General features: G+C 52.4%; 22 protein-coding genes and 2 tRNA genes. 6 read left to right on the forward strand and 18 right to left on the reverse strand.

Annotated features, from left to right (window positions below):
* Positions 1 to 111: 111 nt before the first annotated feature.
* The 12 genes from A3193_RS06085 to A3193_RS06140 form a co-directional block, all read right to left on the reverse strand.
* Positions 112 to 1,008 (reverse strand): respiratory chain complex I subunit 1 family protein, encoded by an 897-nt coding sequence (locus A3193_RS06085; RefSeq protein WP_069005270.1) that lies wholly within the window; start codon positions 1,006 to 1,008, stop codon positions 112 to 114.
* Positions 1,008 to 2,885, reverse strand: a complete 1,878-nt coding sequence (locus A3193_RS06090; RefSeq protein ID WP_069014321.1) for a proton-conducting transporter transmembrane domain-containing protein — start codon at positions 2,883 to 2,885, stop codon at positions 1,008 to 1,010. Before A3193_RS06090 ends, A3193_RS06085 begins: the two co-directional genes overlap by 1 nt.
* A complete protein-coding gene (locus tag A3193_RS06095; RefSeq protein WP_069014322.1) occupies positions 2,882 to 4,354 on the reverse strand; it encodes a complex I subunit 5 family protein in 1,473 nt (490 codons plus the stop codon). Before A3193_RS06095 ends, A3193_RS06090 begins: the two co-directional genes overlap by 4 nt.
* Positions 4,351 to 4,830 carry a sodium:proton antiporter gene (locus A3193_RS06100; RefSeq protein ID WP_069014323.1) on the reverse strand — a complete coding sequence of 160 codons (480 nt, stop codon included), beginning with the start codon at positions 4,828 to 4,830 and terminating at the stop codon, positions 4,351 to 4,353. The genes A3193_RS06095 and A3193_RS06100 overlap by 4 nt, the downstream gene beginning before the upstream one ends.
* A complete protein-coding gene (locus A3193_RS20955; RefSeq protein WP_069014324.1) occupies positions 4,827 to 5,513 on the reverse strand; it encodes an MnhB domain-containing protein in 687 nt (228 codons plus the stop codon). Before A3193_RS20955 ends, A3193_RS06100 begins: the two co-directional genes overlap by 4 nt.
* A complete protein-coding gene (locus A3193_RS06110; RefSeq protein WP_069005275.1) occupies positions 5,506 to 5,817 on the reverse strand; it encodes a Na(+)/H(+) antiporter subunit B in 312 nt (103 codons plus the stop codon). The genes A3193_RS20955 and A3193_RS06110 overlap by 8 nt, the downstream gene beginning before the upstream one ends.
* The gene (gene mnhG, locus A3193_RS06115; protein WP_069014325.1) at positions 5,814 to 6,131 is read right to left on the reverse strand and encodes a monovalent cation/H(+) antiporter subunit G; all 318 of its coding nucleotides are present in this window, start codon (positions 6,129 to 6,131) and stop codon (positions 5,814 to 5,816) included. Before mnhG ends, A3193_RS06110 begins: the two co-directional genes overlap by 4 nt.
* Positions 6,131 to 6,394, reverse strand: a complete 264-nt coding sequence (locus A3193_RS06120; RefSeq protein WP_068995179.1) for a monovalent cation/H+ antiporter complex subunit F — start codon at positions 6,392 to 6,394, stop codon at positions 6,131 to 6,133. Before A3193_RS06120 ends, mnhG begins: the two co-directional genes overlap by 1 nt.
* Positions 6,391 to 6,918, reverse strand: coding sequence for a Na+/H+ antiporter subunit E (locus A3193_RS06125; RefSeq protein WP_069005277.1), 528 nt, complete (start codon positions 6,916 to 6,918; stop codon positions 6,391 to 6,393). Before A3193_RS06125 ends, A3193_RS06120 begins: the two co-directional genes overlap by 4 nt.
* A gap of 111 nt (positions 6,919 to 7,029) precedes the next feature.
* On the reverse strand, positions 7,030 to 7,974 hold the full coding sequence (locus A3193_RS06130; RefSeq protein WP_069005278.1) for an alpha-E domain-containing protein: 945 nt from the start codon (positions 7,972 to 7,974) through the stop codon (positions 7,030 to 7,032).
* A gap of 21 nt (positions 7,975 to 7,995) precedes the next feature.
* Positions 7,996 to 9,441 carry a circularly permuted type 2 ATP-grasp protein gene (locus A3193_RS06135; protein ID WP_069005279.1) on the reverse strand — a complete coding sequence of 482 codons (1,446 nt, stop codon included), beginning with the start codon at positions 9,439 to 9,441 and terminating at the stop codon, positions 7,996 to 7,998.
* On the reverse strand, positions 9,438 to 12,824 hold the full coding sequence (locus A3193_RS06140) for a transglutaminase family protein (RefSeq protein ID WP_069014326.1): 3,387 nt from the start codon (positions 12,822 to 12,824) through the stop codon (positions 9,438 to 9,440). The genes A3193_RS06135 and A3193_RS06140 overlap by 4 nt, the downstream gene beginning before the upstream one ends.
* A 193-nt stretch (positions 12,825 to 13,017) precedes the next feature.
* On the opposite strand from A3193_RS06140, the gene A3193_RS06145 reads away from it, so the two are divergent.
* Positions 13,018 to 13,818: a proteasome-type protease gene (locus tag A3193_RS06145; protein ID WP_069005281.1), complete on the forward strand. Its 801-nt coding sequence runs from the start codon at positions 13,018 to 13,020 to the stop codon at positions 13,816 to 13,818.
* Between the two features lie 65 nt (positions 13,819 to 13,883).
* Here the strand turns inward: A3193_RS06145 and A3193_RS06150 are convergent, their stop codons facing one another.
* Entirely contained in the window at positions 13,884 to 14,132 is a 249-nt protein-coding gene (locus A3193_RS06150; RefSeq protein WP_139116978.1) for a hypothetical protein, read from the reverse strand.
* Positions 14,133 to 14,523: 391 nt separating this feature from the next.
* A complete protein-coding gene (locus tag A3193_RS06155; RefSeq protein WP_069014327.1) occupies positions 14,524 to 15,339 on the reverse strand; it encodes an alpha/beta hydrolase in 816 nt (271 codons plus the stop codon).
* 1,227 nt (positions 15,340 to 16,566) lie between these two features.
* Between A3193_RS06155 and A3193_RS06160 the strand changes: the two genes are divergently transcribed.
* Positions 16,567 to 16,923 carry a PilZ domain-containing protein gene (locus tag A3193_RS06160; RefSeq protein WP_069005284.1) on the forward strand — a complete coding sequence of 119 codons (357 nt, stop codon included), beginning with the start codon at positions 16,567 to 16,569 and terminating at the stop codon, positions 16,921 to 16,923.
* Positions 16,924 to 17,308: 385 nt separating this feature from the next.
* The gene (locus A3193_RS06165; protein ID WP_069014328.1) at positions 17,309 to 19,243 is read left to right on the forward strand and encodes a bifunctional metallophosphatase/5'-nucleotidase; all 1,935 of its coding nucleotides are present in this window, start codon (positions 17,309 to 17,311) and stop codon (positions 19,241 to 19,243) included.
* Positions 19,244 to 19,563: 320 nt separating this feature from the next.
* On the opposite strand, the gene A3193_RS06170 is transcribed toward A3193_RS06165, so the two are convergent.
* The 4 genes from A3193_RS06170 to A3193_RS06190 form a co-directional block, all read right to left on the reverse strand.
* The gene (locus A3193_RS06170; protein ID WP_141694593.1) at positions 19,564 to 20,256 is read right to left on the reverse strand and encodes a hypothetical protein; all 693 of its coding nucleotides are present in this window, start codon (positions 20,254 to 20,256) and stop codon (positions 19,564 to 19,566) included.
* 620 nt (positions 20,257 to 20,876) lie between these two features.
* A tRNA-Asn gene (locus A3193_RS06180) sits at positions 20,877 to 20,952 on the reverse strand.
* A 70-nt stretch (positions 20,953 to 21,022) separates the two neighbouring features.
* Positions 21,023 to 21,586, reverse strand: coding sequence for a GspH/FimT family pseudopilin (locus A3193_RS06185; RefSeq protein ID WP_083218386.1), 564 nt, complete (start codon positions 21,584 to 21,586; stop codon positions 21,023 to 21,025).
* 89 nt (positions 21,587 to 21,675) lie between these two features.
* Positions 21,676 to 22,863 carry a pyridoxal phosphate-dependent aminotransferase gene (locus A3193_RS06190; protein WP_069014731.1) on the reverse strand — a complete coding sequence of 396 codons (1,188 nt, stop codon included), beginning with the start codon at positions 22,861 to 22,863 and terminating at the stop codon, positions 21,676 to 21,678.
* Positions 22,864 to 23,026: 163 nt separating this feature from the next.
* Here A3193_RS06190 and uvrB point away from each other — a divergent pair, with 163 nt between their 5' ends.
* The 3 genes from uvrB to A3193_RS06205 all read left to right on the forward strand — a co-directional run bounded on the left by uvrB (position 23,027) and on the right by A3193_RS06205 (position 26,087).
* Complete coding sequence (uvrB, locus tag A3193_RS06195) at positions 23,027 to 25,033, forward strand: excinuclease ABC subunit UvrB (protein WP_069005709.1); 2,007 nt, start codon at positions 23,027 to 23,029, stop codon at positions 25,031 to 25,033.
* A 250-nt stretch (positions 25,034 to 25,283) separates the two neighbouring features.
* On the forward strand, positions 25,284 to 25,937 hold the full coding sequence (locus tag A3193_RS06200; RefSeq protein WP_069005708.1) for a protein-L-isoaspartate(D-aspartate) O-methyltransferase: 654 nt from the start codon (positions 25,284 to 25,286) through the stop codon (positions 25,935 to 25,937).
* Between the two features lie 73 nt (positions 25,938 to 26,010).
* Positions 26,011 to 26,087 (forward strand) — tRNA-Val (locus A3193_RS06205).
* The last annotated feature ends 35 nt before the right edge of the window (positions 26,088 to 26,122 follow it).

Consider the following 26,122-nt stretch of genomic DNA (forward strand, 5'->3'; position numbering starts at 1 on the left):
TGGTGTTTTCACTACAGGTTCGTCAGTCCGGCAGCGCCGGTATTCATTTGCCTTGAGATACAATCACTGTTTTACAAGGACTCGCCAAACACACTCCCTGTCGGCGTAAATTCACATCACGAAAGCCAAGCCGATCAGTCCCAGCATCACCGGCCATTTCCACATCAGACGCAACAGATCCTCGGTGCGATAACGGGGAAACAGATAGGCGATACTCACCGGTATGGCCAGCACCAGAAAACTCTTGATCAGAAAATCGAACCAGGTGGTACCACCGCCGAGGAACAGACTCACATAGAGCACCGAGGTGGTGTAGAGCTGGAAGCACTGCATGACAAACAAGCCACCCAGGTACTTACCACTCATCTCTACCATCGGTCCCGTGGCAATCTCAGCCGGGGCGATATAGATCTCGAAAGGCTGTTTACCCAGTGAAGCATGCATGGCGATCAGACCGGCAATGGCCAGCAGTGGCATCTCAACCACACCCCAGGTTGCAAAACCACCAGCCTGTTGCGTGGCGATGATCTCCACCAGATTGGTGGTGCCGGCGGCATAGGCAACGCCGAAGATCACGATGACCAATGGAATATCGTAGGCCAGCATGGCTGTCAGTGCGCGGGCAATGCCGATCGAGCCATTGGGATTGGCGCACTGACCGACACCCAGCGCCAGGCCGAGGGAGGGAATCATCATCAGATAGAGCAGGGTGATCAGTCCCCCCTTTTCCGCGATGCCGTTCATGCCGGGTACCGGTAGCAGGGTCTCTGCGGCAATATAGCCGCCCATGGCCATGACAATACCGATGTCATGAATCAGACCGTGGGAGACCTGAGTGCGTTTGCCGTGAAGCTTGACGATGTCGTAGAGTGGCTGAAAGAAAGGTGGTCCGACTCGACGCTGAATCTTTGCCGCGATACGCCGCATCATCAGCACCATCATCATGCCGACGATAAAGGCAACCAGCGGCATCAGGGTCAGCTCAATGAAAAGTTCGATCGGTGCCATTAGAAAACCACCCAGGCAATTATGAAGAGTGCCGTACTTAACAGATAGAATTCAGAGTTGGCACGACGGTAGATACCCTGCATGCCAAGGGAGAGAAACTCGACCAGCGAGGTAATGCTGTTTTCCAGCCATTGAAAACTGCCACGATACCAGCCACGGATCAGATGCATCAGGCCGGAGTAGAAGTTGTCACTGTATTGGTAACGCACATCGGCGCTGAGAAAGTGACCGCCTGCGTAGTTGTCGAGCTGATGAACCCGCTTACTCGGCCCGGCGGAGTAGAAGATCACAGCACCGATACCGAAGCCGGCAAACAGCACGCCGATCACCCAGATCATATCGAGACTGCCGCTGGAGGATTCGATGCCACCCAGGGTGATCTCGGGACCAGTGAGGCCAATCGTCTGCAGTGCGGCGGTAACCCAGGTCAGCGGGATACCCGGCAACAGTCCGGTGGTGAAGATCGTGCCGGCCAGTATCAGCATCGGAATCATCATGCTCCAGGGGGCTTCGCGAATATGTTCATGTTCCACTCTCAGTTGGCCGAGAAACATATTGTGAATCAGCTTATAGACCGACAGGATGGTGCCCAGCGTACCGATGATGGTGCCGAGGAAAAGCAGTGGCATACCATCTTCCAGCAGTGAGCGATAGACCAGCCATTTGGAGACAAAACCGTTCATTGGGGGCAGGCCCGCCAGCCCGATGATGCCGGTCAGCAGCACCAGAAAGGAGAGTGGCATCCGTGCTACCAGGCCACCCAGCTTGTTCAGATCAGCAGTACCTGTGCGATGCATGACGGCAAACACCGCCATCAACAGCGCCGCCTGACAGGCCGCATAGTTGAGGACATGAAGCAGACCACCGGCAGCCCCCAGGGAGTTGGCGGTGACCAGGCCGAGCAGCATGTAGCCACCCTGACCGATGCCATGCCAGGCCAGCAGATATCGGGCGTCATTCTGTTTCAGGGCGGTATAGGTGGGAAAGATAATGGTAAACACCGCAATCCAGGCCAGCAGGTCCCGGGCATCGATGAGTGTGAAGGGAATCTTGAGACTGTCGATGTTGACGATGCCGAACAGCTTCACCAATACCAGCAGAATGGCAAACAGGCCCATACGGGAAGAGATGGCGCCGAGAAAGGCGCTGCCGGGTCCCGGGGTCTCCGCATAGGCGGCCGCCTGCCAGAGATGAAAGGGGAGTAATCCCATCTTGATGCCGAAGCCACTGCCGAACAGCAATACCAGCATCCAAAGCTGGCCGGTGCTCATTTTTTCTACCGCTATCAATATGGCTTCATACTGCAGTGAACCGGCCGCCGCATAAACCAGTGCAATGCCACCGAAGATCGTCATCCCGCCGACAACGGCATAGGTGATGTAACGCATGGCTGCCTTGGTTGCAACGCCACCGGCAACGGCCATCAGCAGGAAGCCTGCCCAACTGACCAGTTCCCAGCCGATGAAGAGGGAGAGCAGATCGCCGCTGGCAAGCAGGATCAACATGGTGAAGACATTTAACGCCATGGCCAGATGAAACAGCCAGACATTGCCTCCCTGCTGTTTGAATTTTCGTTCCCACTCACCGCAGGAGAACCAACTGGTCAGCAGTGCTGCCACCAGGGTGATCAATGCAAAGAACCAGCTCAGGGCATCGAAGCGCCAGGAGAGATCCTGTCCCATCACCGAGAGACTCAACTCGGAAGCGATGGGATCCCCGCCGTAACCCAGTGCGGCCATCTTGATCAGGACCAGCAGTTGTCCACCATAGAGAATGGTGACCATCCAGCCTACCGCCAGACCGCGACCCAGGATCAGGGCAACCAGCACCGTGGCAGCCGAAAAGATCAAAAGCTCATCCAACAGGCTGAAAATCACAATGGGCCTCCGGGCGTTGCCGGTATCACGGTTTGTATATAGAGCTCGGCATTTTTTGCCTCGGCCGCAACGGCTTGCAGTCCATCACCGATCGGGGCGATCAGAATTGTTGCCGACAGCAGAGCGACGCCGAACAGTGAAGCCGTAGCCAGTGAGAGGCCGGGCAAATGTACGTGCTCAGGCTGTTCGGTTGTGGTCTCGGCTGAACTGTAGAGTTTCGTCACGATACGGAACAGATAACTTGTCTCGATTACCGTGGCAAAAAGAAATACCAGCAGACCGATCAGATAGAGTGGTTCACTCTGGGCTGCCAGCTCGGTGATCAGGGTGAATTTGGCCCAGAAACCGGGTAGTGGGGGAACACCAACCAGGGAGAGGGCGAACAGGGTAAACAGTGCTGCCCCGACAGGTGACTTCTTGGCAATCCCGGTCAACCGGTCGAGTGATCCGCCCCAGCCGTCAGCCAGCATGAAGAGCCCGGTTTTGATCACCAGATGGTGAAGCGAGAGAGCCAGCAGGGCTAACAGCCCCCGCTCATCCGGTAAGGATAGGGCGATAAAAATAATGCCCAGCTGACCGATCGAGGAGAAGCCAAGCATACGTCGCATATCCTTGGCGCGCCAGGCTGCAAATTCACCGCTGATGACACCCAGTATGCCGAGAATGAGAACAATCTGTATCGCTTCCGGCTGGTCAAATATCAGCACCAGCAGTCGCAGAATGATCAGCAGTGCCAGTTTCGACAGCAGTCCGGCAAGGAAGCCGGAGAGCCGGCTTGAGGCGGTAGCATAGATCTCCGGAACCCAGGCGTTGACCGGAAACAGCTCCGCTTTGACACCGATACCGATCAGGATCAGCAGGTAGGCGGTCAATCCCAGTCGATTGTTTAACAGCTCCGGTGCCAGTTGTGCCAGATGGGCCAGGTTGAGGGTGCCGGTCTGACTGTAGATCAGTGCGATACCGAGCAGAGTCAACACGGAACCGATACCGCTCAATATCAGATACCGGAAGGTTGCGGCGTAGGCTGCCGAGGTGCTGGATGCAACTACCAGCCCGAAGGTGGCCACAGCAGCCAGTTCATAAAAGACATACAGATTGAACAGATCACCGGAGAGTGCCAGTCCGGTCGAGGCGGCAACCAGTAGCAGCATCAGGGCCTGTCGTCTGGCCGTATCCTGATTCAATGCATAGGGCCAGCAGATCAAGCCAAGCAGCTGCACCGCGAAGGCAAACAACAGGGCCAGAGAGTCCAGATAGAGATTGATGCCGTATGGGGCATCGAATCCGCCAATCACAATCGACAGTGGCAGGTTGATGTCGCTGAACCAGAGATTTCCCAACAACCAACAGCCGTAACCTAGAATGATTGGTCCGAGCCATAAACCGATGGCCTGGGAGAGACGCATCATCACAGGCAGTAAGAAGGCGCCAAGCAGAGGCAGGGCGATGGTCAATGCCAGGTTATTCATGCATCGCCTCCTCGGGATTCAGCGGTATGAGCCGGAAGGGGTGACAGGGGACGCTCACCGAGTGGTTCATCCTGACTGATGTCCCTGCGGATTCCTGCACTGGCGGCTATTTCAGCATCCATTTTTTCTGCCACTTCACGACGTTTCAGGTTGCCATAGCGCTGGCGGATACGAATCAATATGCTGATCGCCAGTGCCTGAATGCCGACGCCAATTACGATTGCGGTCAGCACCATGGCCTGGGGAACCGGATCGACCATCGCCGGTTGTTCGGCTCGCTGCATCAGGATCGGCGCCACCGCATCCCAGCGATAGCCGGAGAGTACCAGCATCAGATTGGCCCCCGCTTCGGCAATCACCAGCGCAAGCACCATGCGGAACAGGTGGCTGCTGAGCACCACACCGGCAAGGCCGATAGTCACCAGCCCCAGTGCTGTGACATAGAGTATCAGTTCAAGTGTCACACCCGGGATCATTGTTCAGACTCCGTATGTGCAAGGTTGGAGAGCAGGCTTGCCAACTCGGCACCAACTTTCAAACCCACGGCGATATAGAGCAGTGGCAGGGTCCCGGCGGAGATCAGCGTGCCAAGGGTATCCTGATTGAGCATCGGTTGCAGAAATGCCTGGCCCTCCGCCAGGGCGGCAAGTCCGATGAGAATAAAGCTGGCACCGGCAAAGGCTTCGATGACACTCAGGATGGAGTGGTGCAGGCGCGCCCCGGGCCGGGCCAACAGAGGCAGGAAAAAGGCTGCGGCAAGAATAACACCGCCCTGGAATCCGCCACCCGGTGTCAGATGGCCATGAAAGATGATGTAGAAACCGATCGTCAGCAGAAAAGGAAAGATCAAGGCGCCACCATGAAAGAGCACGAAACCACCTTTGCGCTGAGTGCCCGTGGTGGTATGTCGGCGACCCAGCACCAGTCCGGCAGCCGATGCGGCGGCAAACAGGATGGCAAGCTCACCGAGCGTATCGATACCCCGGTAGCCCAGCACCACTGAGGTGACAATATTGGCGGCGCCGATCTCCTGAGGAGAGGCGGACTGTATGGCTTCGCCGATGCGCATTGGCGGACTACCGAAATCGATGCCGCTGGTAATCGCCAGCAGCATGAAACCCAGGCCGCCGGCAAACAACAGGCCGGTGAGTTTACGCATCTTCTTTCCCCCTGGTTGAAGCGCTCAGCAGATTGCTGTTGTCATTTCCGCTGTCGATCTGCCACAAGCCCAGGCGTCGCAGCGCCAAAGCCAGGATCAAACTGCTCAGACCGGCACCGACAGCGGCTTCGGTCATTGCCACATCCGGTGCCCGCATCAGGGCAAACAGCAGCGCCAAACCGAGCGACACCACGGATGCGGCAGCTACCGCAGCGAGATGGTTTTTGACCACCAGTGCCAACACCGCACTGCTTAACATCATGATCCCCAGGATCAGGGCGATCCAAAGTTCTACTTCACTCATCGGTCGGCCTCTCCTGTATGGCTGACGGTGGCTCTGCTCCAGGGTTTTACCCCGGCCTTCAGCAGTGCCCGGGCAATGGTGGAAGAGCCGAGTGGATTGGTAATCAGAATCAGCACGCCGATCACCAACAGCTTCGACCACCAGGCAGGGTAGAGCAGAGCGATGCCGATCAATAGGCAGAGCGAGCCAAGGGTGACCGCCTTGGTGCCTGCCTGGATACGGTTATAGACATCGGGCATACGGATCAGTCCAATGGCACCGAACAGGGTGAAGGCAGCACCGATAACAAGAAACAGGTCGGCAATCAGTCTCATCAGCCGTTCCCCTCAATCGTACGGGCAATGGCGACAACACCGACAAATGCCAATGTGCCATAGATCAGAGCCACATCCAGATAGAGCGGGCTGCCCAGCAGGGCGGCGAGGATCACCAGTCCCGATGTCGTGATCACCGCCAGGGTATCGGCGGCTACCACCCGGTCCGGGGCTGTGGGGCCCAGGATTAGGCGCAACAGACTGAGTAGTACCGCCGCACCCAACAAGCCCAGTGCCACGATCTCCAATAGGGTTAATGTCATAACACGAAGCCTTTCAGATGTTGTTCAAATTTGCTGGTGATGGCCTGGGTGGTGGAGGCCAGATCACTCCCCGGGGGAGAGTCGACCCAATGCACCAACAGTACCTGATCCTGTACATCGACAGTCAGGGTGCCGGGGGTCAGGGTAATGGTGTTGGCCAGAATCAGCCGGCCGAGTGGTGATTTGAGTTTGGTTTCCACCTCAACCACGGCTGGTTGCAAAGGCAGTGAAGGACTCAGCACGCGCCGGGCCATATCGAGATTGGCTTGAACAAGCGCCACGATGAATGTGCCGAGGTAGCGTAACAAAGGAAGCAGGGCAGTCGGTGATATGATCAGCCCGGTCAGGATGCTTAGGTGAGGTCGACTTGCCAGAGTGACAATCAGAGCGACCACCACTCCGGCAGCCATCTCCGCTGTGTCCAGATTACCGACCAACAACATCCAGAGTGCAAACACAAGCAGGTAGAGAAACAGTCCGTGGACAATACCGGGTTCAGGTTGTTGTATGGACTTCGTCGTCATACTCGGAGTCACCTTTTGTTGTGGTTGTGCGTAGTATTGTACGCGTTATTTTGTTATCAAATCATCTTTATGTTACAGCCCAATGACGCCACTCAATAAACCCTTTGTCAATTATGCTGCGGACATCAGAGCAGGTGGGAAATAGGCTTTTGAAATCGCTTCATGCAGGGTGCCAAAATCGATCTGTAAATCGTCAATAAACTCATGCAGCTCATTGTTATCCATCTTATCCGTCAACATCTCTGTCAGGCGGGTATCGATCTTTTTCAGTACTTTTAACGGTGTTCTGTTTTTCGGCAGACGGGAGAGATTGAAACGGATGTTTTCCGTGCAATAACTTATTGAACGGGGAAAACCCTGTGTTTTAAACAGGAACTGTAGAACGTCCTTACGATTGATTCTGACCTGCATATGTTGTCGATACATCTGATAAGCACTGAGTGATTTCAACATACTCATCCATTGAATGTCTTCAAATGGCGCCAGTTCAGGTGCCTCTTCCGGGAGTGGATTTTCGGGTCGTACATCGATGATACGTGTTGTCATATCGGCACGTTCCAGTTTTCGTCCCAAATTGAGAAAGCGGTAGGCCGTGTCGTGATTCATACTGCCGGCCAGTAGCCCGGTCATCAACTGTGAGCCAGCAATGATATGTTCCAGGTAAGTTTGTCGCCCCTGGCGGGAAAAGCTGCTCTGTTTACGCTCCAGGGCAGTCTGGTAATAACTGTTGATCGACTCCCAGGCTTCCCGCGGCAATATCTCGCGTATGGTGCGGGCATTCTCTCGCAATGCGCAGAGAGTACTGATGATGGAGCTGGAATTGGATTCATCGTTGATCAAAAAATTCGCCACCCGGCGCTCGGTAAACTCGGGATGACGTGCCAGATAGGAGTCGTAACAGCCCAGCAGGTTGATCAGTGCATCCCAGCCTGGGGCAACCTTGGGCGGCAGATCCAGCATCAGATTGGTGTTGACGGTGATCAGACGCGCGGTATTTTCAGCCCGTTCCTGATAACGTCCTATCCAGTATATGGTTTGTGCAACTCGGGATAGCATTGTTTACTCCTCAGATAGGCCCTAACTGTCCACGATCCAGGTATCCTTGCTGCCGCCGCCCTGGGATGAGTTCACCACCAGGGATCCTTTACGCAGTGCCACCCGGGTCAGCCCACCGGTGGTCACCTCCATCGACTTGCCGCTGAGGATGAACGGCCTCAGATCAACATGTCTGGGTTCAAGCAAACCACCATTGATTGTGGGGACCGTAGAGATCGCCAGGGTTGGTTGTGCAATGTAGTTACGGGGATTCTTCTCGATCAGCTTGCGAAAGGTCTCTCGCTCCTGCCGGGACGATGACGGACCCACCAGCAGACCGTAACCACCCGATTCGTTGGCAGGTTTTACCACCAGCTCTTTAAGATGATCCAGGACATAATCACAGGATGGTTTGTCCATACAGCGCCAGGTTGGCACATTCGGTACGATGGGTTCCTGGTCCAGATAGTAGCGAATGATATCGGGCACAAAGGAGTAGACCACTTTGTCATCCGCCACACCGGCCCCCGGGGCATTGGCCATCGCGACATTACCCGCTTTCCAGGCCCGCATCAGACCGGGAACACCCAGCATCGAGTCGGCATTGAATGCCTCGGGATCAAGAAAAAGATCATCGATACGGCGATAGATCACATCCACCCGGGAGTGCCCTTCGATATTGCGCATATAGACACAATCATCCTTCTCAACAACCAGGTCGCGTCCCTCAACCAGCTCACATCCCATCTGTTGTGCCAGATAGGCATGTTCGAAGTAGGCTGAGTTGTAGATACCCGGGGTGAGTACCACAATCTCCGGATAATCTCCGGGACGGGGTGACAGGGCAGAGAGAGTATCGAACAGTTCGGATGGATAGTCATCGATGGGCAGGGGACTGTAGGTTTCGAACAGTTCCGGGAAGACCCGTTTGGTCACCAGTCGATTCTCCAGCATATAGGAAACCCCGGAAGGGACTCTCAGATTATCCTCCAGTACATAGATCTCACCCTTGTCATCGCGGACCAGATCACTGCCGCAGATATGCGCCCAGACACCCAGTGGTGGATTGACGCCAATACACTGTTCACGAAAGTTTTCGGAATCTGCCAGCACTTCCGCCGGAAACACCTTGTCCTTGACAATCTGCTGTTTGTGATAAAGATCGTCAATGAAAAGATTGAGTGCTTCGACCCGCTGCTTAAGACCGGATTCGATCCGGTCCCACTCTTTTTTAGGGATCAGCCGGGGCACGATATCGAACGGCCAGACCCGATCGATGGAACCCTCCTCTTCGGTATAGACGCGAAAGGTGATGCCCATCTGTTTGATCGCCAGTTCGGCACCCAGCTGGCGGGATGCCAGCTCTCCCTCATCGAGCTTACCCAGATAGCTGATCAGTTTACGGGCATAGCCTCTGGCATGACCGTTGGGCGTGATCAGTTCATCGAAGAATGGATGGTTTTCAAAGGACTCCCGATTGATGGTCATCTTGAGCCTCCCGGGTTGGTGCGAAGATCCAGGGTATAGGGGAAATCCGGATTGATCCTCTCTTCAGTCAGATTGATCGTGCCGCCGGTATGGCCGTGGTCATGGAAGCGGGCCAGGCGACGGGCTTCGGCTTCGTTTGCATTGACTGGAAAGGTTTCATAGTGGCGTCCACCGGGATGGGCGACATGGTAGGTGCAGCCACCCAGGGATGTGCGGTTCCAGGTATCCACGATGTCGAACACCAGTGGCGCATGACTGCCGATGGTGGGGTGCAAGCCGGAAGGCGGTTGCCAGGCTTTGAAGCGAACTCCCGCCACATACTCACCATGGGTGCCGGTATTGTGCAGTGGTAACGGCCTGCCATTGCAGGTGACCGCGTGTCGACCAGGCGTGATGCCTTTGATTCTGGTCTGCAGCCGTTCCACTGAGGAGTCTACAAAACGGGCGGTCCCCTGGACCGTCACCTCTTCTCCCAACACGTTCCAGGGCTCGATGGCGAAGCGTAACTCCAGCTCCAGATCATCCACATTGATGGTGCCGTAGCGGGGGAAGCGGAACTCCAGAAACGGATCAAACCATGGGTTCTCAAACGCATAACCCGCGCGGTTGAGATCATTCACCACATCGGCCAGATCCCGGGCGACGAAATGGGGCAGCATAAACCGGTCGTGCAGTTCGGTACCCCAGCTGACTGGTGCCCGGTCATAGGGGGTATCCCAGAAGCGGGCGATCAGAGCGCGCAGCAGCAACATCTGCAGTGCACTCATCTGCGCGTGGGGTGGCATCTCAAAGCCACGGAATTCAACCAGGCCAAGACGGCCGCTGGGGCTGTCCGGAGAGTAGAGTTTATCGATACAGAATTCAGACCGGTGGGTGTTGCCGGTCAGATCCACCAGCAGATGGCGAAGAATCCGGTCCACCAGCCAGGGGGCCGGAGTATCCCCAGGGGGCATCGCGCTGAAGGCGATGCCCAGCTCATAGAGGGAGTCGTCCCTCGCCTCATCCACCCTGGGTGCCTGGGATGTGGGGCCGATGAAGAGTCCGGAAAAGAGGTAGGAGAGAGCCGGATGGTGTTGCCAATAGGTCAACAGACTGCGTAGCAGATGTGGGCGTCGCAGTATCGGACTGTCAGCGGGATCGGCAGCACCGATGGTGACATGGTTGCCACCACCGGTACCCGAGTGGCGACCATCGAGCATGAACTTCTCTGTACCCAGGCGGGATTGTCTTGCCTCTTCATAGAGGGTCTGATTGAGCTGCACCAGTTCCCGCCAACTGCTGCTGGGTTGAATGTTGACCTCGATGACACCCGGGTCAGGTGTGATCTGCAGACGCTCCAGTCTGGGATCCTTGGGCGGTTCGTATCCCTCCATGATCACCCCGTAACCGGTCTCTACCGCTGCGGCCTCGATCGCATTGACCAGATCCAGATAGTGTTCCAGCTCAGTCAATGGGGGCAGAAAAATATGCAGGTGTCCCGACCTGGATTCCACACACAAGGCGGTCCTTATCAGAGCCTGGCCATGGATCTCGTCGTCCTGCTCAAACAGCGAGGGATCGTCGGCTGCCATGGGTGCTTCCGGCAGTGGGATGGTCATACCACTTTGGGTCAGGCGCAGTCGATCTTTGATTTCCGGCTGTAACTGCCGTTCATCAAAGGGATCCCGGGGATGTATCTCATGACGCTCCTCGGCCTTCTCCCAGCGTAGAGAGTCCAGCGGGAGTCTATAACCCATCGGTGAGTCGCCGGGTATCAGATACATATTGCCACGCCGGAAGTTCCAGGGATTGCTCACCCAGCTCTCCTGACGGTAGTCCCAGGCGATGGGCAGAGCGTAACCGACCACCTTCTGCAGACCCTGTTCAAAGACCCGGCGCAAGCGGCTCCGTTCCAGAGGATCTTTCAACTTGCTGTCGAGCACATCCACATTCGCCGGCAGGGTACCCTCTTTCCACAGATAGTAGAGGTTGTCCTCCATGCCCGGTACCACATAGCGGTCATCCAGCAGATCGAGGTGCTTCTGAATATGCCGGATCAACAACTGGGCATGGTGAGCGTTGTATTCGCTCGATGAGTCAGGCTGGTCCAACAGTTCAGGGTGACGCCAGACCGGTTGTTTGTCTTTGCGCCAGGCACAGGTCAGTGCCCAGCGGGGAAGGGGTTCTCCCGGATACCACTTACCCTGGCCATAGTGCAGGATGGCATCAGTGGCAAATGCCTTTTTGAGCCGCTTCAGCAGATCCCCGGCCAGTGCCCGTTTATGGCGACCCAGGGCGGCGGTGTTCCATTGGGGGCTGTCCATGTCATCAATCGAGACAAAGGTTGGTTCACCCCCCATGGTGAGTCTCACGTCACCATACAGCAATTGCTTATCCACAAAGTCACCAAGACTGAGGATCGCCTGCCATTGGCTGTCACTGTAGGGTTTGGTGACCCGGGGATCTTCGTGGATCCGCTGAACATTGTTGGTATGGTGAAAAGTGACTTTGCATTTATCCGTGGCGCCGACGATCGGGGCAGCACTGACCGGATCCGGTGTGCAGGCCAAGGGGATATGCCCCTCACCGGCAAACAGGCCGGAGGTGGGATCCAGACCGATCCAGCCGGCACCGGGTACGAACACCTCGGTCCAGGCGTGAAGGTCGGTGAAATCCGCCTCAGGACCGGAAGGGCCATCCAGGGATTTCTGGTCTGCCACCAGCTGAACCAGGTAGCCGGAGACAAACCGGGCTGCCAGTCCCAGGTGTCGTAAAATCTGAACCAATAGCCAGGCGCTGTCGCGACAGGAGCCCTTGGCTTTGGTCAGGGTCTGCTCACAACTCTGAACACCCGGTTCCATGCGGATGGTGTAGTCGATATCCTGCTGCAGACGTTGGTTGAGTTCGACCAGGAAGTGGACAATATGGGGGCCCTGACCCGCTTCCTCCGGGGCTTGCGGTTTACCATCTGACTGATAACCGAAGCCGACCGGATCCGCCTTCAAACGCTTCAACCAGGCCATCAGTCTGGGCCCACGCTCTTTCAACTCGAAATAGGGAAACAGCTCCTTTTTCAGTTGCGTCTCATATTTGAAGGGAAAGTGTTCACACACCTCCTCGACAAAAAAATCGAATGGATTTATGGTCACCATGTTCGCAACCAGGTTGACCTCGATCACCAGTTTTTTAGCCTTTTCCAGAAACACACAACGGGCTACATAGTTGCCGAATGGATCCTGCTGCCAATTGAGAAATTTCTTCTGCGGTTCAATCTTCAGCGCATAGTGGTGCAAGGGTGTGCGGGTATGGGGCGCAGGACGCAGGCGAATCAGGTGAGGTGCAAGATCAACCGGGCGGTCAAAGTGGTATTCGGTACGGTGCTGTATGGCAATTCGAACTGACATGGTGCGCTGGATGCTCCAGATTGGTGCTCTCGGGTGGTATTGATAGCCATTTCAATACTTAAACAGGTATAGAGCAGTTTTTATGCCAGCCAGGCGAGAACATTAATTATGATCGAACCCGGAAAACGGTATCCAGGGATTTCAAATTTGTATTAAGATGCCTGGGTACACACTCAAACAGAAAGGTCGGTTTATGACTTATTGTCTCGGTATCTGTGTCAAAGATGGCATGTTGTTCGCTTCTGACTCCCGTACCAATGCCGGTGTGGACTACGTGACATCCTATTCCAAGATGCATGTCTTCAACCCGGCGCCGGATCGTCTGTTTGTGATTCTCTCGGCGGGTAACCTGGCCACCACCCAGGAGATCATCAATATCATTCAACGGGATATCGACTACCCGAGTGGAGTCGACAGTCTGCTCTCTGCGAGGTATCTGTTCGAGGCAGCGGACTATGTGGGACGGGTGAGCCAGCAGGTTCAGCAACAGCACAACAGTGCGTTGCAACAAGCGGGTGTCAGTGGTGAGGTCTCACTGATTATTGGCGGACAGATCCAAGGTCAACCCCATGGTCTGATGTTGATCTATCCGCAAGGCAATCATATTGAGGCTTCAAAAAGCACCCCATACCTGCAGATTGGCGAGACCAAGTATGGCAAACCGGTACTCGACCGGGTGCTCAGCCACGATCTGCCTTTGAATGATTGCGCCCGTCTGGCGCTGGTCTCCCTCAGCTCCACCACCATGTCCAATATCACAGTAGGGCCTCCTTATGAGCTGTCACTCTATCGGACGGATGAATTTCAACTGGCCAGCCGCTGTAAATTTGAAGAGCAGGGGGATTATCTGATTGAGCTGCAACAAGCCTGGACCAATGGATTGATCCAATCGTTCAGTAATCTGCCGAGATTTGAATGGGAGAGCACGGAGTACCAGGCAGCACTGGAACTCAATCAGATCGAAAATCCCGCTTCCATCGAAAATATCGACTGAGGGGGGTGGGGGTGTCCGTCCAGCCACCTCACCATAATATTGAATTTAAATCTTGGTGACTGCCGCTAGCTGGCCTGTCGGATCTTGAGATCGGTTGTGAGTCTGAGTATTCCATCCTCACCAAGAACGCCAACTGACTTTTCCTGACTGTTCTTCAGCACGGTAAGTGCGTGGCCTAAGCCCGGTCTTCTGATACAGACCAGTTTCCAGCCAAATTTCTTCAGGATCGACATTCCATCGACTTGTTTCTCGTTGATATACATCTCAGGCGAAGTAGGGACTGGTCCCATGCCTACCCGTTTATCTGATGACATAACATCATTCCCCTGGAAATTATTATTACTCAATCAGTTACTTCATTGTTTGGTCGTTGCTGCGCAGGCTGAAGTATACTGATGTTCCCTACTTAAAAATGATAGCGCAATTAAACTACATGCGCGTTTAATTAGATACAAATAAATAGTTAATCAAGTGGCTCAAGTCAATATTTTTTTAGATGTTAACAATCTTGGGAATTTGAGTTGAGCTCAATTCAGCATCAAATTGATACTGAATTAAATAGTATTTATGAGTCAAAAGGATCGAGAATCAGCTTGGAAATCACATCGTTATGTAGAAATGCAGTAGGAAGATAATTCCCATATTGATCGTGTTGGTTTAATGAAAATACCGGGATAGGATAGATAGATCCGTAAATAATGAAATTCAAATACGGGCTAAAAAAGAATCGATTTCAAACCAGAATCTCTCATTACCATACAGATTGTTATGGCGGCCATTTTCCAACACGACCAGCTTACCTTTGATCCTGGCTAATCTTTCAGCTTGATCCAGAGGAATGATCCGGTCGGCAGCACCGTGCAGGATCAACACAGGGTGCTTGACATTATTCAGGTATCCGGCTGAGTCCATAGGGAATTTTAGCAGCAGATCTGCGGGTAACATGGGGAAGTGGTAAGCCGCCAAATCAGTCAAACTGTAAAAGGGTGCATACAGAATCATACCCCTGAGATCGGATTTTGATGCCAGTTGGATAGCAACACCCGTCCCGATCGATCGTCCATAAAGAATGATTTCAGAACTGTCCCAACCTGAAGTTTTCAGATAATCCAAAAACAGGGCAGCATCGGCAAACAGATTCTCTTCACTCAATCTGCCGCTGCTCTTGCCGTAGCTGCGATAATCCATTGCCAGAAAACTGTAGTTTCGATGAACAAAAGGCTCGGCTGCGTATTGCATTGAGAGCATGTTCTCTGCATTGCCGTGAAAATGGAGTATCACCCCTTTGGGTTTCTCTGCCTTGAAGAGCACCCCATGCAACCGAGCTCCATCTGGGGTATCGATAAAAAGCTCCTGGTGATCGATGGTGAAATTCAATACCGCATCAGCATCGATTCGGCTTGCGGGAAAAATGATGTTGACCTGGTTGAGGTAATAGTAGAGGCACAATATGGTATAGCCTGAAGAGGCCAGGAGGATAGCGAAACTCAGATTTTTGCGTAGTTCATTAAGAATTGACATCTTTACTGTTTATTCATTAAATAAGTTTCATATTCTATCAAGCAGAAGAGTTCCTTGTAGATAAATTATTTAATTTGCATTAACAGGTTTTGATCCTTAAGCCATCATTTCGATGGTTTTTTTGTTATGGCTTCAATGTCTAGGAGATCAATAGGGCGTCCCAATTTTGTCTTATATTCAATTAGGGTCTATTGGATTAGTGTTAACAGGCCCTAACGATTCAGGCTTCATCAGGAGAACTTCAGTACTTAAAATTGTTTTGGTTTCGATAACTGTGAAATCGAGTTTCAATACAGTACCATTCTGGCTTGAAGCGTCAAAGATATTCGCTCCATGTGGACATCCAACATCAATCTTAACACCGCAATAGATGAACTGAACATACTTCAGATCCCATCCTTCACTGGCTTCGCAATAGTGTTGTGGTGGTTTACTGAGATATTTGCTTCCAAGTGCCGCTACTTTTCTGAACAGCTTGCCTGGTACAAATAGATCGATGTCATTTAACTCTCACGTCGATCCGCAACCAATCGCGGTAAGCCCGCCGCAGATCATATAGGGTATTCGATGTTGATTCAGAAGGGATACAATCCAGTTGAGTGCTTCTGATAGATGCTGCTTTTTATCATCTGTCATAAAATGTAATACTCCAAAACTATTCGGGTTCCATGATCTATACAGATGTTATCTGTCCAGGTAATTCACTGTAAGGATTGCCCGCTTCATTCATGCTTCTGGAGACTTCCGCTCGCGCATTGAGTTTTACCTATTTGCCAGATATTCGACCTGGAAACTATTCATTATTGTACTTTTTTACTTATGGGCCTGTTTATTTCAAGATCGATAAAAACAATCTATAGAATAGTAGGGTATAAGTTTTCATCCATTAAATTAGGGCGTCTGTTTGGACTGAATCATCAAATTGATATCAACTGTATTGAAGCGCAACTTACAGATTGTCAAAATTTGTAAGATTTTCATAGGAGTATTGATCTATGTCATTGAAAGCCGGCTATCGGAGTAAGGGTGGGTTGTAAATCAATCATAATATACTTATAGAGCGTGTAAGTTTTATAGTTATACTTATTCAATGGATGGGTTTAATTGGATATTTGTGAGGCTCATTCCAAAGTGCATCTGAGTGCAGCCTGGAAACCGGTGGTAGGAACCTCAAATCACTAAGTAGATAACAAAGGTGATTGGGAAAAAGAGAGGATTGATTACACAATGTACCCGGAGCAGAAAGTGGAAAACCGCTATTTTCCTCGTATACGACTGTCCATGAAAGTTGACCTGATCAGAAGAGGTCAAAATATTGGGAGTGCTGTCACACAGGACTTGAGTCTGGGCGGAATGGCGCTTGAATTGGAGAAACCGAATCTGATCCCAAATGATATCGTATTGCTGGAAGTGTGGATACATGGCGTAGTACAAACACTACGCGGATTTGTGATCTACACGGTAAAAAACAAGAGTGGCATTATGCTGATCGGCATGAGTAAAGAGGCCACTCGTGCCTACTTCAACTTTCTTCGGGATATGAACATTCCCCTCCGTATGGTACTCGATAAAGCCAGTCACTAGTTGAATGGCTTTCTGTTGTATATCGATTGCTTGATCCTTAGCGAATCATCTGACAACTTGAGGCAGAGATTAGGTCGGTAACAGGTTTCGAATTCGATTAACTTTCTTCCGGCCGATTTTACAATTTCAATCATATTACTTCTCATGTTTAATCAATCGACTTTCTATAAAAACCACCCTATGGCATTGAACGATTTGAGATAAAAATCCAGATTGGGACATGCTCAGGACAACCTCCATGGTTGGTTGGCACTTGTCATCAATAACCCTACATTTACCGCTGTACTCATCATCTACTGGTCATCTAACTTACGAAATATTGTAAGAAATCTGACCTAGGCTTACTCACTCAATTGAACACTTCAGTGTATAAGGGAGTAGAGTCATGTTTCTCAAAATAACAGTAGCCGGACTGCTGACAGCGTCGATGATGATCTCCACATCGGCACTGGCAGGATCAGATTCTGAAACTGATCAGGAGGATAGTGGATATGAAGAGAAAGAAGATATTCATGAGCATCAGTGTGAATACAACTACCACAACAAACTACAGATCCTCCACAGTTCAGATAATGAGTCCTCATTCCAGGACCCAAACACCTTAGAGGAGAAGATTCTTAACTACTCCACGATAGCCAAAGGATTGAAGCGCGTGGCGAAGCAGGAGTGTACTCCCTCTTTATACCTGACTGCCGGTGATCATACCTTGCCGGGACCTTTCTATCAGGCATCGACTGAAGCCTTTGGTGAACCAGGTCTGGGTGATATCTTGATCTACAATGCGATGGGGTTGGCTGCCAATGGGATCGGTAACCACGAGTTTGATGGTGGTATCAATGAGTTTGCCGAGATGATCAATATGGCACGCTACCCCTTCATAGCCGTCAATCTGGATTTCAGCCAGGTCGTGGTGGCAGATGGCACACCAGAGATTGAGATCGGTAAGGATGCTAAGCGTTGTGCCAAGAGTCGGGGAAAGGTAGTAAAAAGCTGCTGGGTGAAACGTGGTGAGCACAAAATCGGATTGATTGGTCGGGCTCCGGCTGACTTCTTCAATGTGATTGAGGATCCGATCAATACACTGCCTGGACTCGATTTCGTTGGTGGTCGTGATGCAAACAACCAACCACTGATCTCTGCTGTTGGTCAGGTTCTCGAACAGGTTGAACTGTTGGAGTCCAAGGGTATCAACCGCATTATCCTGCTTGACCATGCTCAGGATTTCACCGCGGATCCCCTCTCAGCCAGTGCCCTGCGGGGTATAGATATTATTGTGGCGGCCGGATCCACCGGATTCATGGCCCGACCAGTCGCTGATGGCCCATACAATCTGCTACGTCCGGAGGACACTGCTGAAGCAGACTACCCGACCTGGCGTGTCGACAGTGAAGGTGAGACTGTACTGGTGATCAACAGTGATCAGCAATACCGCTACCTAGGCAATCTGATTGTAACCTTCAATAAATCAGGCCATATTGCCGATGTGGATATGCGCAGTGGACCTGTAGCGACCAACGAAGCAGGCGTAGAGGCCCTTAAGATGGAACTGGGTGCACGCAGACTCGGACCAAAGAAGAGAGTGGTAGGCATCTATGATGCCATCCGGGATACCACCATCATCCAGGACGCCTTCTTTGTCGTAGGCAGCACGGATTATCCGTTGAATGGTTTTCGTGCCGATGTTCGTACTCGTGAGACCAATCTGGGCCTCCTGGCTGCTGACTCCACAATCTGGGGAGCTCAACAGAACGGCTTCCCGACTGTTGATATCGCCCTGAAGAACGGTGGTGGTATCCGCGATACCATTCAGGGACCAACCATCATCCGCTTGGCAGTGGAAGCCGCACTTGCCTTCGATAATACCCTCACAGTGCTGCAAATGAGTGGGGATCAGGTGTTGGCTGCCATGGAGAATTCCGTCAGCCGTGCCGATGCCACCGATGGCCGCTTTCCACAGATAGCCGGCATGGTGTTGGAGTTCGATACAGCCAATCCACCACTGGAAGCCTTGGCCTCTGTCACCACGCCATCCCGTGTGCGTAACCTGACCATCACCAAGCATGACGGTACAGTGGTCAACCTGGTTACCGATGGTGTTGCCGATGCAACTGCCCTGAGTGACTCCTTTGTGCTGGCCACCAACAGTTTCACTGCAACCGGAGGTGATGGCTATGCCGCATTTCCTGCTTCGGTGGTGCTTGGGGCGACCAGCATTGGAGAGCAGCAGATTCTGGAGGAGTACATCATCAATGTACTGGGTGGCAATGTGAGTATGATGGATGATGCCACCAATCCACAGCGGGTGATTCGTCTGCCCTAAATAACGAAGTTATTGAGGAAGAGATCAACCCTGCTGAGTAGAGCAGGGTTGATTTGTTTTGATGAGGCAAACCTGGGCTGTTATCGTAATAAACTCAATGCAGCATTTCCTGTTTTGTTCTCAGTATCTCAATCTAGCTCGACGAAATATTAATTTCAGAGTGTTAACAGGTCCTAGCAGCGCGATGTGTTTTTTTCCACGACAATCATCGCCTTGTTAACTGTTTCTGACAAGTTTTCGCCCGATAAAAATGGACGCCGACGCCGGTATGATTGGTTCGGTTCAGCATATTACTGCAACCCATTGATATCTTCTGAAGGCTATCTGTAACAGGTATTAAACTGGGTGATGTCTCTATCCGCTTTGTTTCTGCAATCTTTTATACGTTTCAGGCAGGTGTTGGATGATTCTGTCTGTTGTAAACACTGTTTTATCTCTAGCAGAACGAATTCTTCGAATGTGGTTGTTTTTTGTTGAATGGTTCGATTTGTTTTATTGCTGATATCAAGCGCCCTTGAAATCGTGGCTTCCGCATCTGCCAGTGGAAAAGAGCTCTCCTTATAATGTCCACTACTGAGAAAATATCTAACAACAAGCTCATCACCTTCCAGTATCTGTAGCAAGGTATCAGATAGTCCCTCGGTTTCATTTCCATGCCAGATTAGAAATTCAACCTGATTCTGTTGCGATTTATAGGCATCTACGGCTACGCCCATTAACTGCAGATCTTTCTGTCGGCTCAGGCTTATCGGTTTATTGTCGTCAATGCGCAGCATGGGTGGATTATTCCAATCTGCAGGTTCAGAAATGTCCTCAGATAGATTGAATTTAGCCCAAACTTCGCCTCCTTTGGAGATGCGATACAAAGCGAAGCTGTCACCCAGCCCATTTCTGATGATAGCTATATCAACTGGAGCTATTGACGAACCGATGCTGTTTTTGTCTACCTTCCAATCTGCCTGCGTAATAGAGGAAATGATTAACAAAGGTAATAATGAAAAGAAGCTTCTCACTTGATACTCCTTTGGCTAGGTAATTAGTGACTTCATATCCGATCTTAATTGTTTTGATGAATGAAGGTTTTTATATTTTATTTACATTAATTTTTAATCTTATCGGTATTCTTATAATTCAAACGTAAAAACAGGAGTTGATGCTCTTATTCTTTAGTATAAGTCACGATTCTGGATGTTAACTGGCCACAATCTGTGGTTCAGGACTATTTTGGAATGAGCAGGTTGTCACAGGGTCTCTGCTGCGACTCTCTATCAATAAGCTTTGAACTGAAGTTGATAGATTGCTTAAAGATCGTGTTGTTTAGAGGGATTTAATGGTTTTTCAGTCTATTGATTTGCTGGTCATATAGACTTCGGTCTCTAAACTCCCGCTGCCACTGTCTAACAAGAAATCCCTGACCGCTTGAGACTGATAAATCAACTAAGTCGATTTCCAAGTAGGTCGTTCTGAGGTGTATTGGGTGGAATGGAGCATCGGCTATTCGGCAAAATGGTGGCCAGAAACCAAGAAGGGATCAAGCTGGGTTGATGGTTGTGAATCCTGCCTAAAAGCTAAAAGAAGGTTGCTTCGGAAATAAAAAAAGCACTTAGGTTTAAACCTAAGTGCTTGTTTTAATTGGCTCCCCGGGACAGGCTCGAACTGCCGACCTAGTGATTAACAGTCACCCGCTCTACCGACTGAGCTACCGGGGAATTGTTCAAGAGGGGCGCATAATAATGAGACTGAGCCCTAGCGTCAATAGTTTCTCGATAAAAAGTACAATCAATGAACACATTTAAGGGGGCTATCCCCAGCACCTCGCTCAGAAATGCGAATACGGCCCACGTTATTCACAATCAATGCCTTAGGCTCGATTCGCTCCTTTGGATCACAGAAGGAGAGAGTCAGGTTGTAGCCGCTTGGGCGACCATCCCCATGGTAGATCACTCGTTTACGGTGCTCGCTTGATTGGATCGTCAGCTCTGAATGTTCAGGTAGTAGGTATTTCGCCAGGATCGGCTCGTCAGATCCCAGAACCCCGTCCCGTCTGCTGTCTTCGAAGATGATCAGTCCATCACTCCAGATCGCTTCCTCCCTGCAGCGCTCCCCACTTGAGGTCGGGCAGATGATGATATGCTGTTCCTGCTGTATGGCCAGGCTTCTGGCCAGGTAGAAGTGACTTAGAAACCCGTTGAGGCTGGATGATTGCTCGTTCCTTATGGAGAGGGTTGCCAGAGATGGGACGCCGAGTGCGATGAGTATGGTGAGCACCAGCAGGGCTACCATCATTTCAACCAGGGTTAAGCCGCAATTTCGATACGGACAGGCAAGAGACGAAGATGTCATGGGACTCCCTCCTTGGAGTAGCTGTGATGCGCATCCTGCGCCCGTTGTGTTTCAGGCCGGATCGATGATCCGGCGGCTAAGCAAGCTTGTTAGCCTTTGAGTACGCCTTCGATGCGATCCAGCGCCTGTTCCAGCTTATCCTGGCCGGTCGCGATGGAGATACGCACATGGCCGGCAAGACCGAATGCGCTACCGGGCACCAGCGCGACTCCGGCTTCTGAAATCAGGTATTCAGAGAGCTCCAGGTCGTTGCTCACCCCATCGATGCCGGCCAGGGCCTGTTCGACTTTGGGAAAGCAGTAGAAGGTACCGTCACTCGGCAGGCAGTCGATGCCGGGCATGCTGTTGAGCCGTTCCACCACATAATCGTGCCGCTCCTTGAAAGCGGTCAGCATCTCGGCGATACAGGCCTGAGGGCCCTCCAGTGCTGCCTGGGCCGCCACTTGTGAGATGGAAGTGGGGTTGGAGGTGCTCTGGGACTGGATCTTTTTCATCGCCTTGATGATCTCAGCCGGTCCACCCGCATAACCGATACGCCAGCCGGTCATGGAGTAGGCTTTGGATACGCCATTGAGTACCAGGGTGCGATCCTTCAGCTCCGGGCAGGCATTCAGAATGTTGACGAAGCTGTTGCCGGGCCAGAGGATATGTTCATACATGTCATCGGTGGCGATGATGATGCGTGGATGCTCCTTGAGTACCTCACCCAGGGCAGCCAGCTCCTCTTTGGTGTAAGCCATGCCGGTGGGGTTGGAGGGGCTATTGATCACAAACAGCTTGGTCTTGTCGGTGATGGCTGCGGCCAGCTGCTGGGCGGTGATCTTGAAATTCTGCGCCGCACCGGCCGAGACCAGTACCGGAACACCACCGGCCAGGATCGACATATCCGGATAGGATACCCAGTAGGGGGCCGGGATAATCACCTCATCACCCGGATCGAGAATCGCCTGGGCCAGGTTGTAAAAGCTCTGCTTGCCACCACAGGAGACCAGAATCTGATCCATGGCGTACTCAAAGCCGTTGTCCCGCTGGAATTTGTCGATGATCGCCTGTTTCAGGCCTGGCGTGCCGTCCACGGCGGTATATTTGGTGAAACCATCGTTGATCGCCTCAACGGCGGCCTTCTTGATATGGTCGGGGGTGTCGAAATCGGGTTCACCTGCGCCCAGTCCAATCACATCCTTGCCGGCGGCGCGCATCTCTGCTGCACGGGCTGTGACTGCTAGAGTCGGTGAGGGTTTAACGGCTTTTACGCGGCTTGATAGTTGTGAATTCATGGCGGTTATTGATCCCAGCTGCTCAAACATCAGCCCAATGGATGACCATTGGATTTGTTAATGAAGGACATCCATTATGCCCTCAACCCGGTCGATAGAGGTAGTATGATTTCGATGTCCGGATGCCATAATAGCCAATTAATTGACGATGAAGAATCCCTAAATGAGTAAAGCGTTTAATTTAAGCTCAAAATTCTCTCCCTCAGGGGACCAGCCTGCGGCGATCGAAAAGTTGGTGGAGGGGCTGGGAGACGGTGAAGCCGGGATGACCCTGCTGGGTGTGACCGGCTCGGGGAAGACCTTCAGCGTCGCTAATGTGATACAGCAGGTGCAGCGACCAACCCTGGTGCTGGCGCCCAACAAGACGCTGGCGGCCCAGCTGTACGGAGAGTTCAAGGAGTTCTTTCCCGATAACGCGGTGGAGTATTTCGTCTCCTACTACGACTACTATCAGCCGGAGGCCTATGTTCCTGCCTCCGATACCTTCATCGAGAAGGATGCCTCGATCAACGACCATATCGAGCAGATGCGGTTGTCGGCAACCAAGGCGCTGCTTGAGCGGGAAGACACCATCATCGTCGCTACAGTCTCGTCGATCTACGGACTTGGCGACCCCCGCTCCTATCTTGGCATGATGCTGCATCTGAGTCGTGGCGAACTGATCGATCAACGGGCCATTCTGCGTCGCCTGGCTGAGCTGCAGTACAAGCGCAATGATGTGGAGCTGCACCGGGCGACCTTCCGGGTCAGAGGGGAGGTGATCGATATCTACCCGGCGGAATCGGATGCCGAAGCGGTACGGGTTGAGCTGTTCGATGACGAGATCGAGCAGATCTCGGTATTCGATCCCCTGACCGGTGAGGTACTGCGCAAGGTGCCACGATATTCGATCTTTCCCAAGAGCCACTATGTGACACCCAGGGAGACCCTGTTGGAGGCGGTGGATCAGATCAAGGTTGAACTGAAAGAGCGGCTGGCCCAGCTTGAGTCGGCGCATAAACTGGTGGAAGCCCAGCGCCTGGGACAGCGCACCCGTTTCGATATCGAAATGATCACCGAGCTGGGCTACTGCTCCGGGATCGAAAACTACTCCCGTTATCTGTCCGGACGGTCCGCCGGTGAGCCACCGCCAACTCTGTTCGACTACCTCCCCGATAACTCGCTGCTGGTGGTGGATGAGAGTCATGTCACCATCCCGCAGCTCGGCGGTATGTTCCGTGGCGACCGCTCGCGCAAGGAGACCCTGGTGGAGTACGGCTTTCGCCTGCCGTCCGCCTTGGACAATCGCCCCTTGAAGTTCGAGGAATTCGAGCACCGTGCGCCGCAGACCATCTATGTCAGCGCCACACCCAGGGAGTATGAGATCAACCGCTCCGGCGCCATCATCGAACAGGTGGTCAGACCGACAGGGCTGGTCGATCCGGAAGTCGAGGTGCGTCCGGCGAGCAGTCAGGTGGATGATCTGTTATCGGAGATCCGGCTGCGGGTCGCGCAGAAGGAGCGGGTGCTGGTGACCACACTGACCAAGCGCATGGCGGAGGATCTGACCGACTACCTGGGGGATCATGATGTACGGGTGCGCTATCTGCACTCCGACATCGACACCGTGGAACGGGTGGAGATCATTCGTGATCTTCGTTTGGGTGAGTTCGATGTGCTGGTGGGTATCAACCTGCTGCGGGAGGGACTGGATATGCCGGAGGTCTCGCTGGTGGCGATACTGGATGCGGACAAGGAGGGCTTTTTACGCTCCGAAGGTTCTCTGATCCAGACCATCGGCAGAGCGGCCCGAAATGCCAATGGCAAAGCGATTCTCTATGCCGACCAGGTGACCGGTTCGATGCGTCGGGCAATCGATGAGACGGAGCGGCGCCGCGCCAAGCAGCAGCAGTATAACGAGGCCAACGGCATCACTCCTCAAACCATTCTCAAATCCATTGCCGATATCATGGAGGGTGCCTATCCCGGTGCGCAGATGAACGCCAAAGGCTATGCAAAAGTGGCGGATCAGGAGGCGGAGTATGCTCAGCTGACCCCCAAACAGATGGCGAAACGGGTGCAGCAGCTGGAGGAACAGATGTATCGGCATGCCCAGGATCTGGAGTTCGAGGAGGCGGCCGGGATCCGGGATCAGATCAAGAATCTTCAGCAGAAAGGGCTGATTGCCTGACAATTTCCATACCTGGAATTGGCCGATGGTGACTTTTCAGCCGATACCCCAATCATCATCGACTGGGGAGATAATCCATTCTTCAAAGAGTAGTTGGTGTTGAGGCGCTAGCTAGGCTATCGAATTAATAATACTTACAATTGATATATTTTTTATAGATAGTTTGCGAAAGCCTTTAAAAATTCAGGTGTTATTCTAGAATAGAATGAATCTAAACTATATTTAGCACTGGCGTGACCCAAGGTCGACAATGGCAGATATTGAGGCAATGCTCCACGATATAGAGGCGGAGGCGAACTACGCATGTCGCATGACTGGCCGTAGTACGCTTAACGACCATGTTCTCGATGCGATGAGCCGGGTCCCCCGGCAGCGTTTCGTCAGAAAGAACTTCCGCTCCCATGCCTATGACAACAGCCCATTGCCGATCGGCAAGGGACAGACAATTTCCCAACCCTTTATCGTTGCCCTGATGACCGACCTGGTTGCTCCCAAAAGGGATGACAAGGTATTGGAAGTGGGCACCGGTTCCGGTTACCAGACCGCTGTTCTGGCTGAGATGGTCGATCAACTCTATACCATCGAGATCATTCCAAAACTGGCAGAGCGATCCCAGCGACTGCTCGAGAAGCAGGGATACAACAACATCAATTATCGAGTTGGCAACGGCTATTTCGGTTGGCCTGAAGAGGCGCCTTTCGATGCCATCATGGTGACAGCGGCAGCGGAAGAGATTCCCCAACCACTGATCGATCAGCTGGCCCCGGGCGGACGCCTGGTTTTGCCGGTCGGCAAGCGCCACTACACCCAGGATTTGATGTTGCTGCAAAAAGATCATTCAGGAGAGGTCCATACTTCAAACCTGCTCCCGGTTACTTTTGTACCCTTGACCGGTGAGCGTTAGTCAGATCTCAATTCAGTTGTTGTGTTGGAGCTTGCAATCTCTATATGGCTGCCTGTATGATTCGCCTCTTTCCAGGCGCGTAGCTCAGTTGGTTAGAGCGCTACCTTGACATGGTAGAGGTCGTTGGTTCGACTCCAATCGCGCCTACCAAATCCTAAAAAAGCGCCCAGACTCTCTCCTGGGCG

The organism is Candidatus Thiodiazotropha endoloripes (assembly GCF_001708965.1).
In the GTDB taxonomy this organism is placed as follows: domain Bacteria; phylum Pseudomonadota; class Gammaproteobacteria; order Chromatiales; family Chromatiaceae; genus Thiodiazotropha; species Thiodiazotropha endoloripes.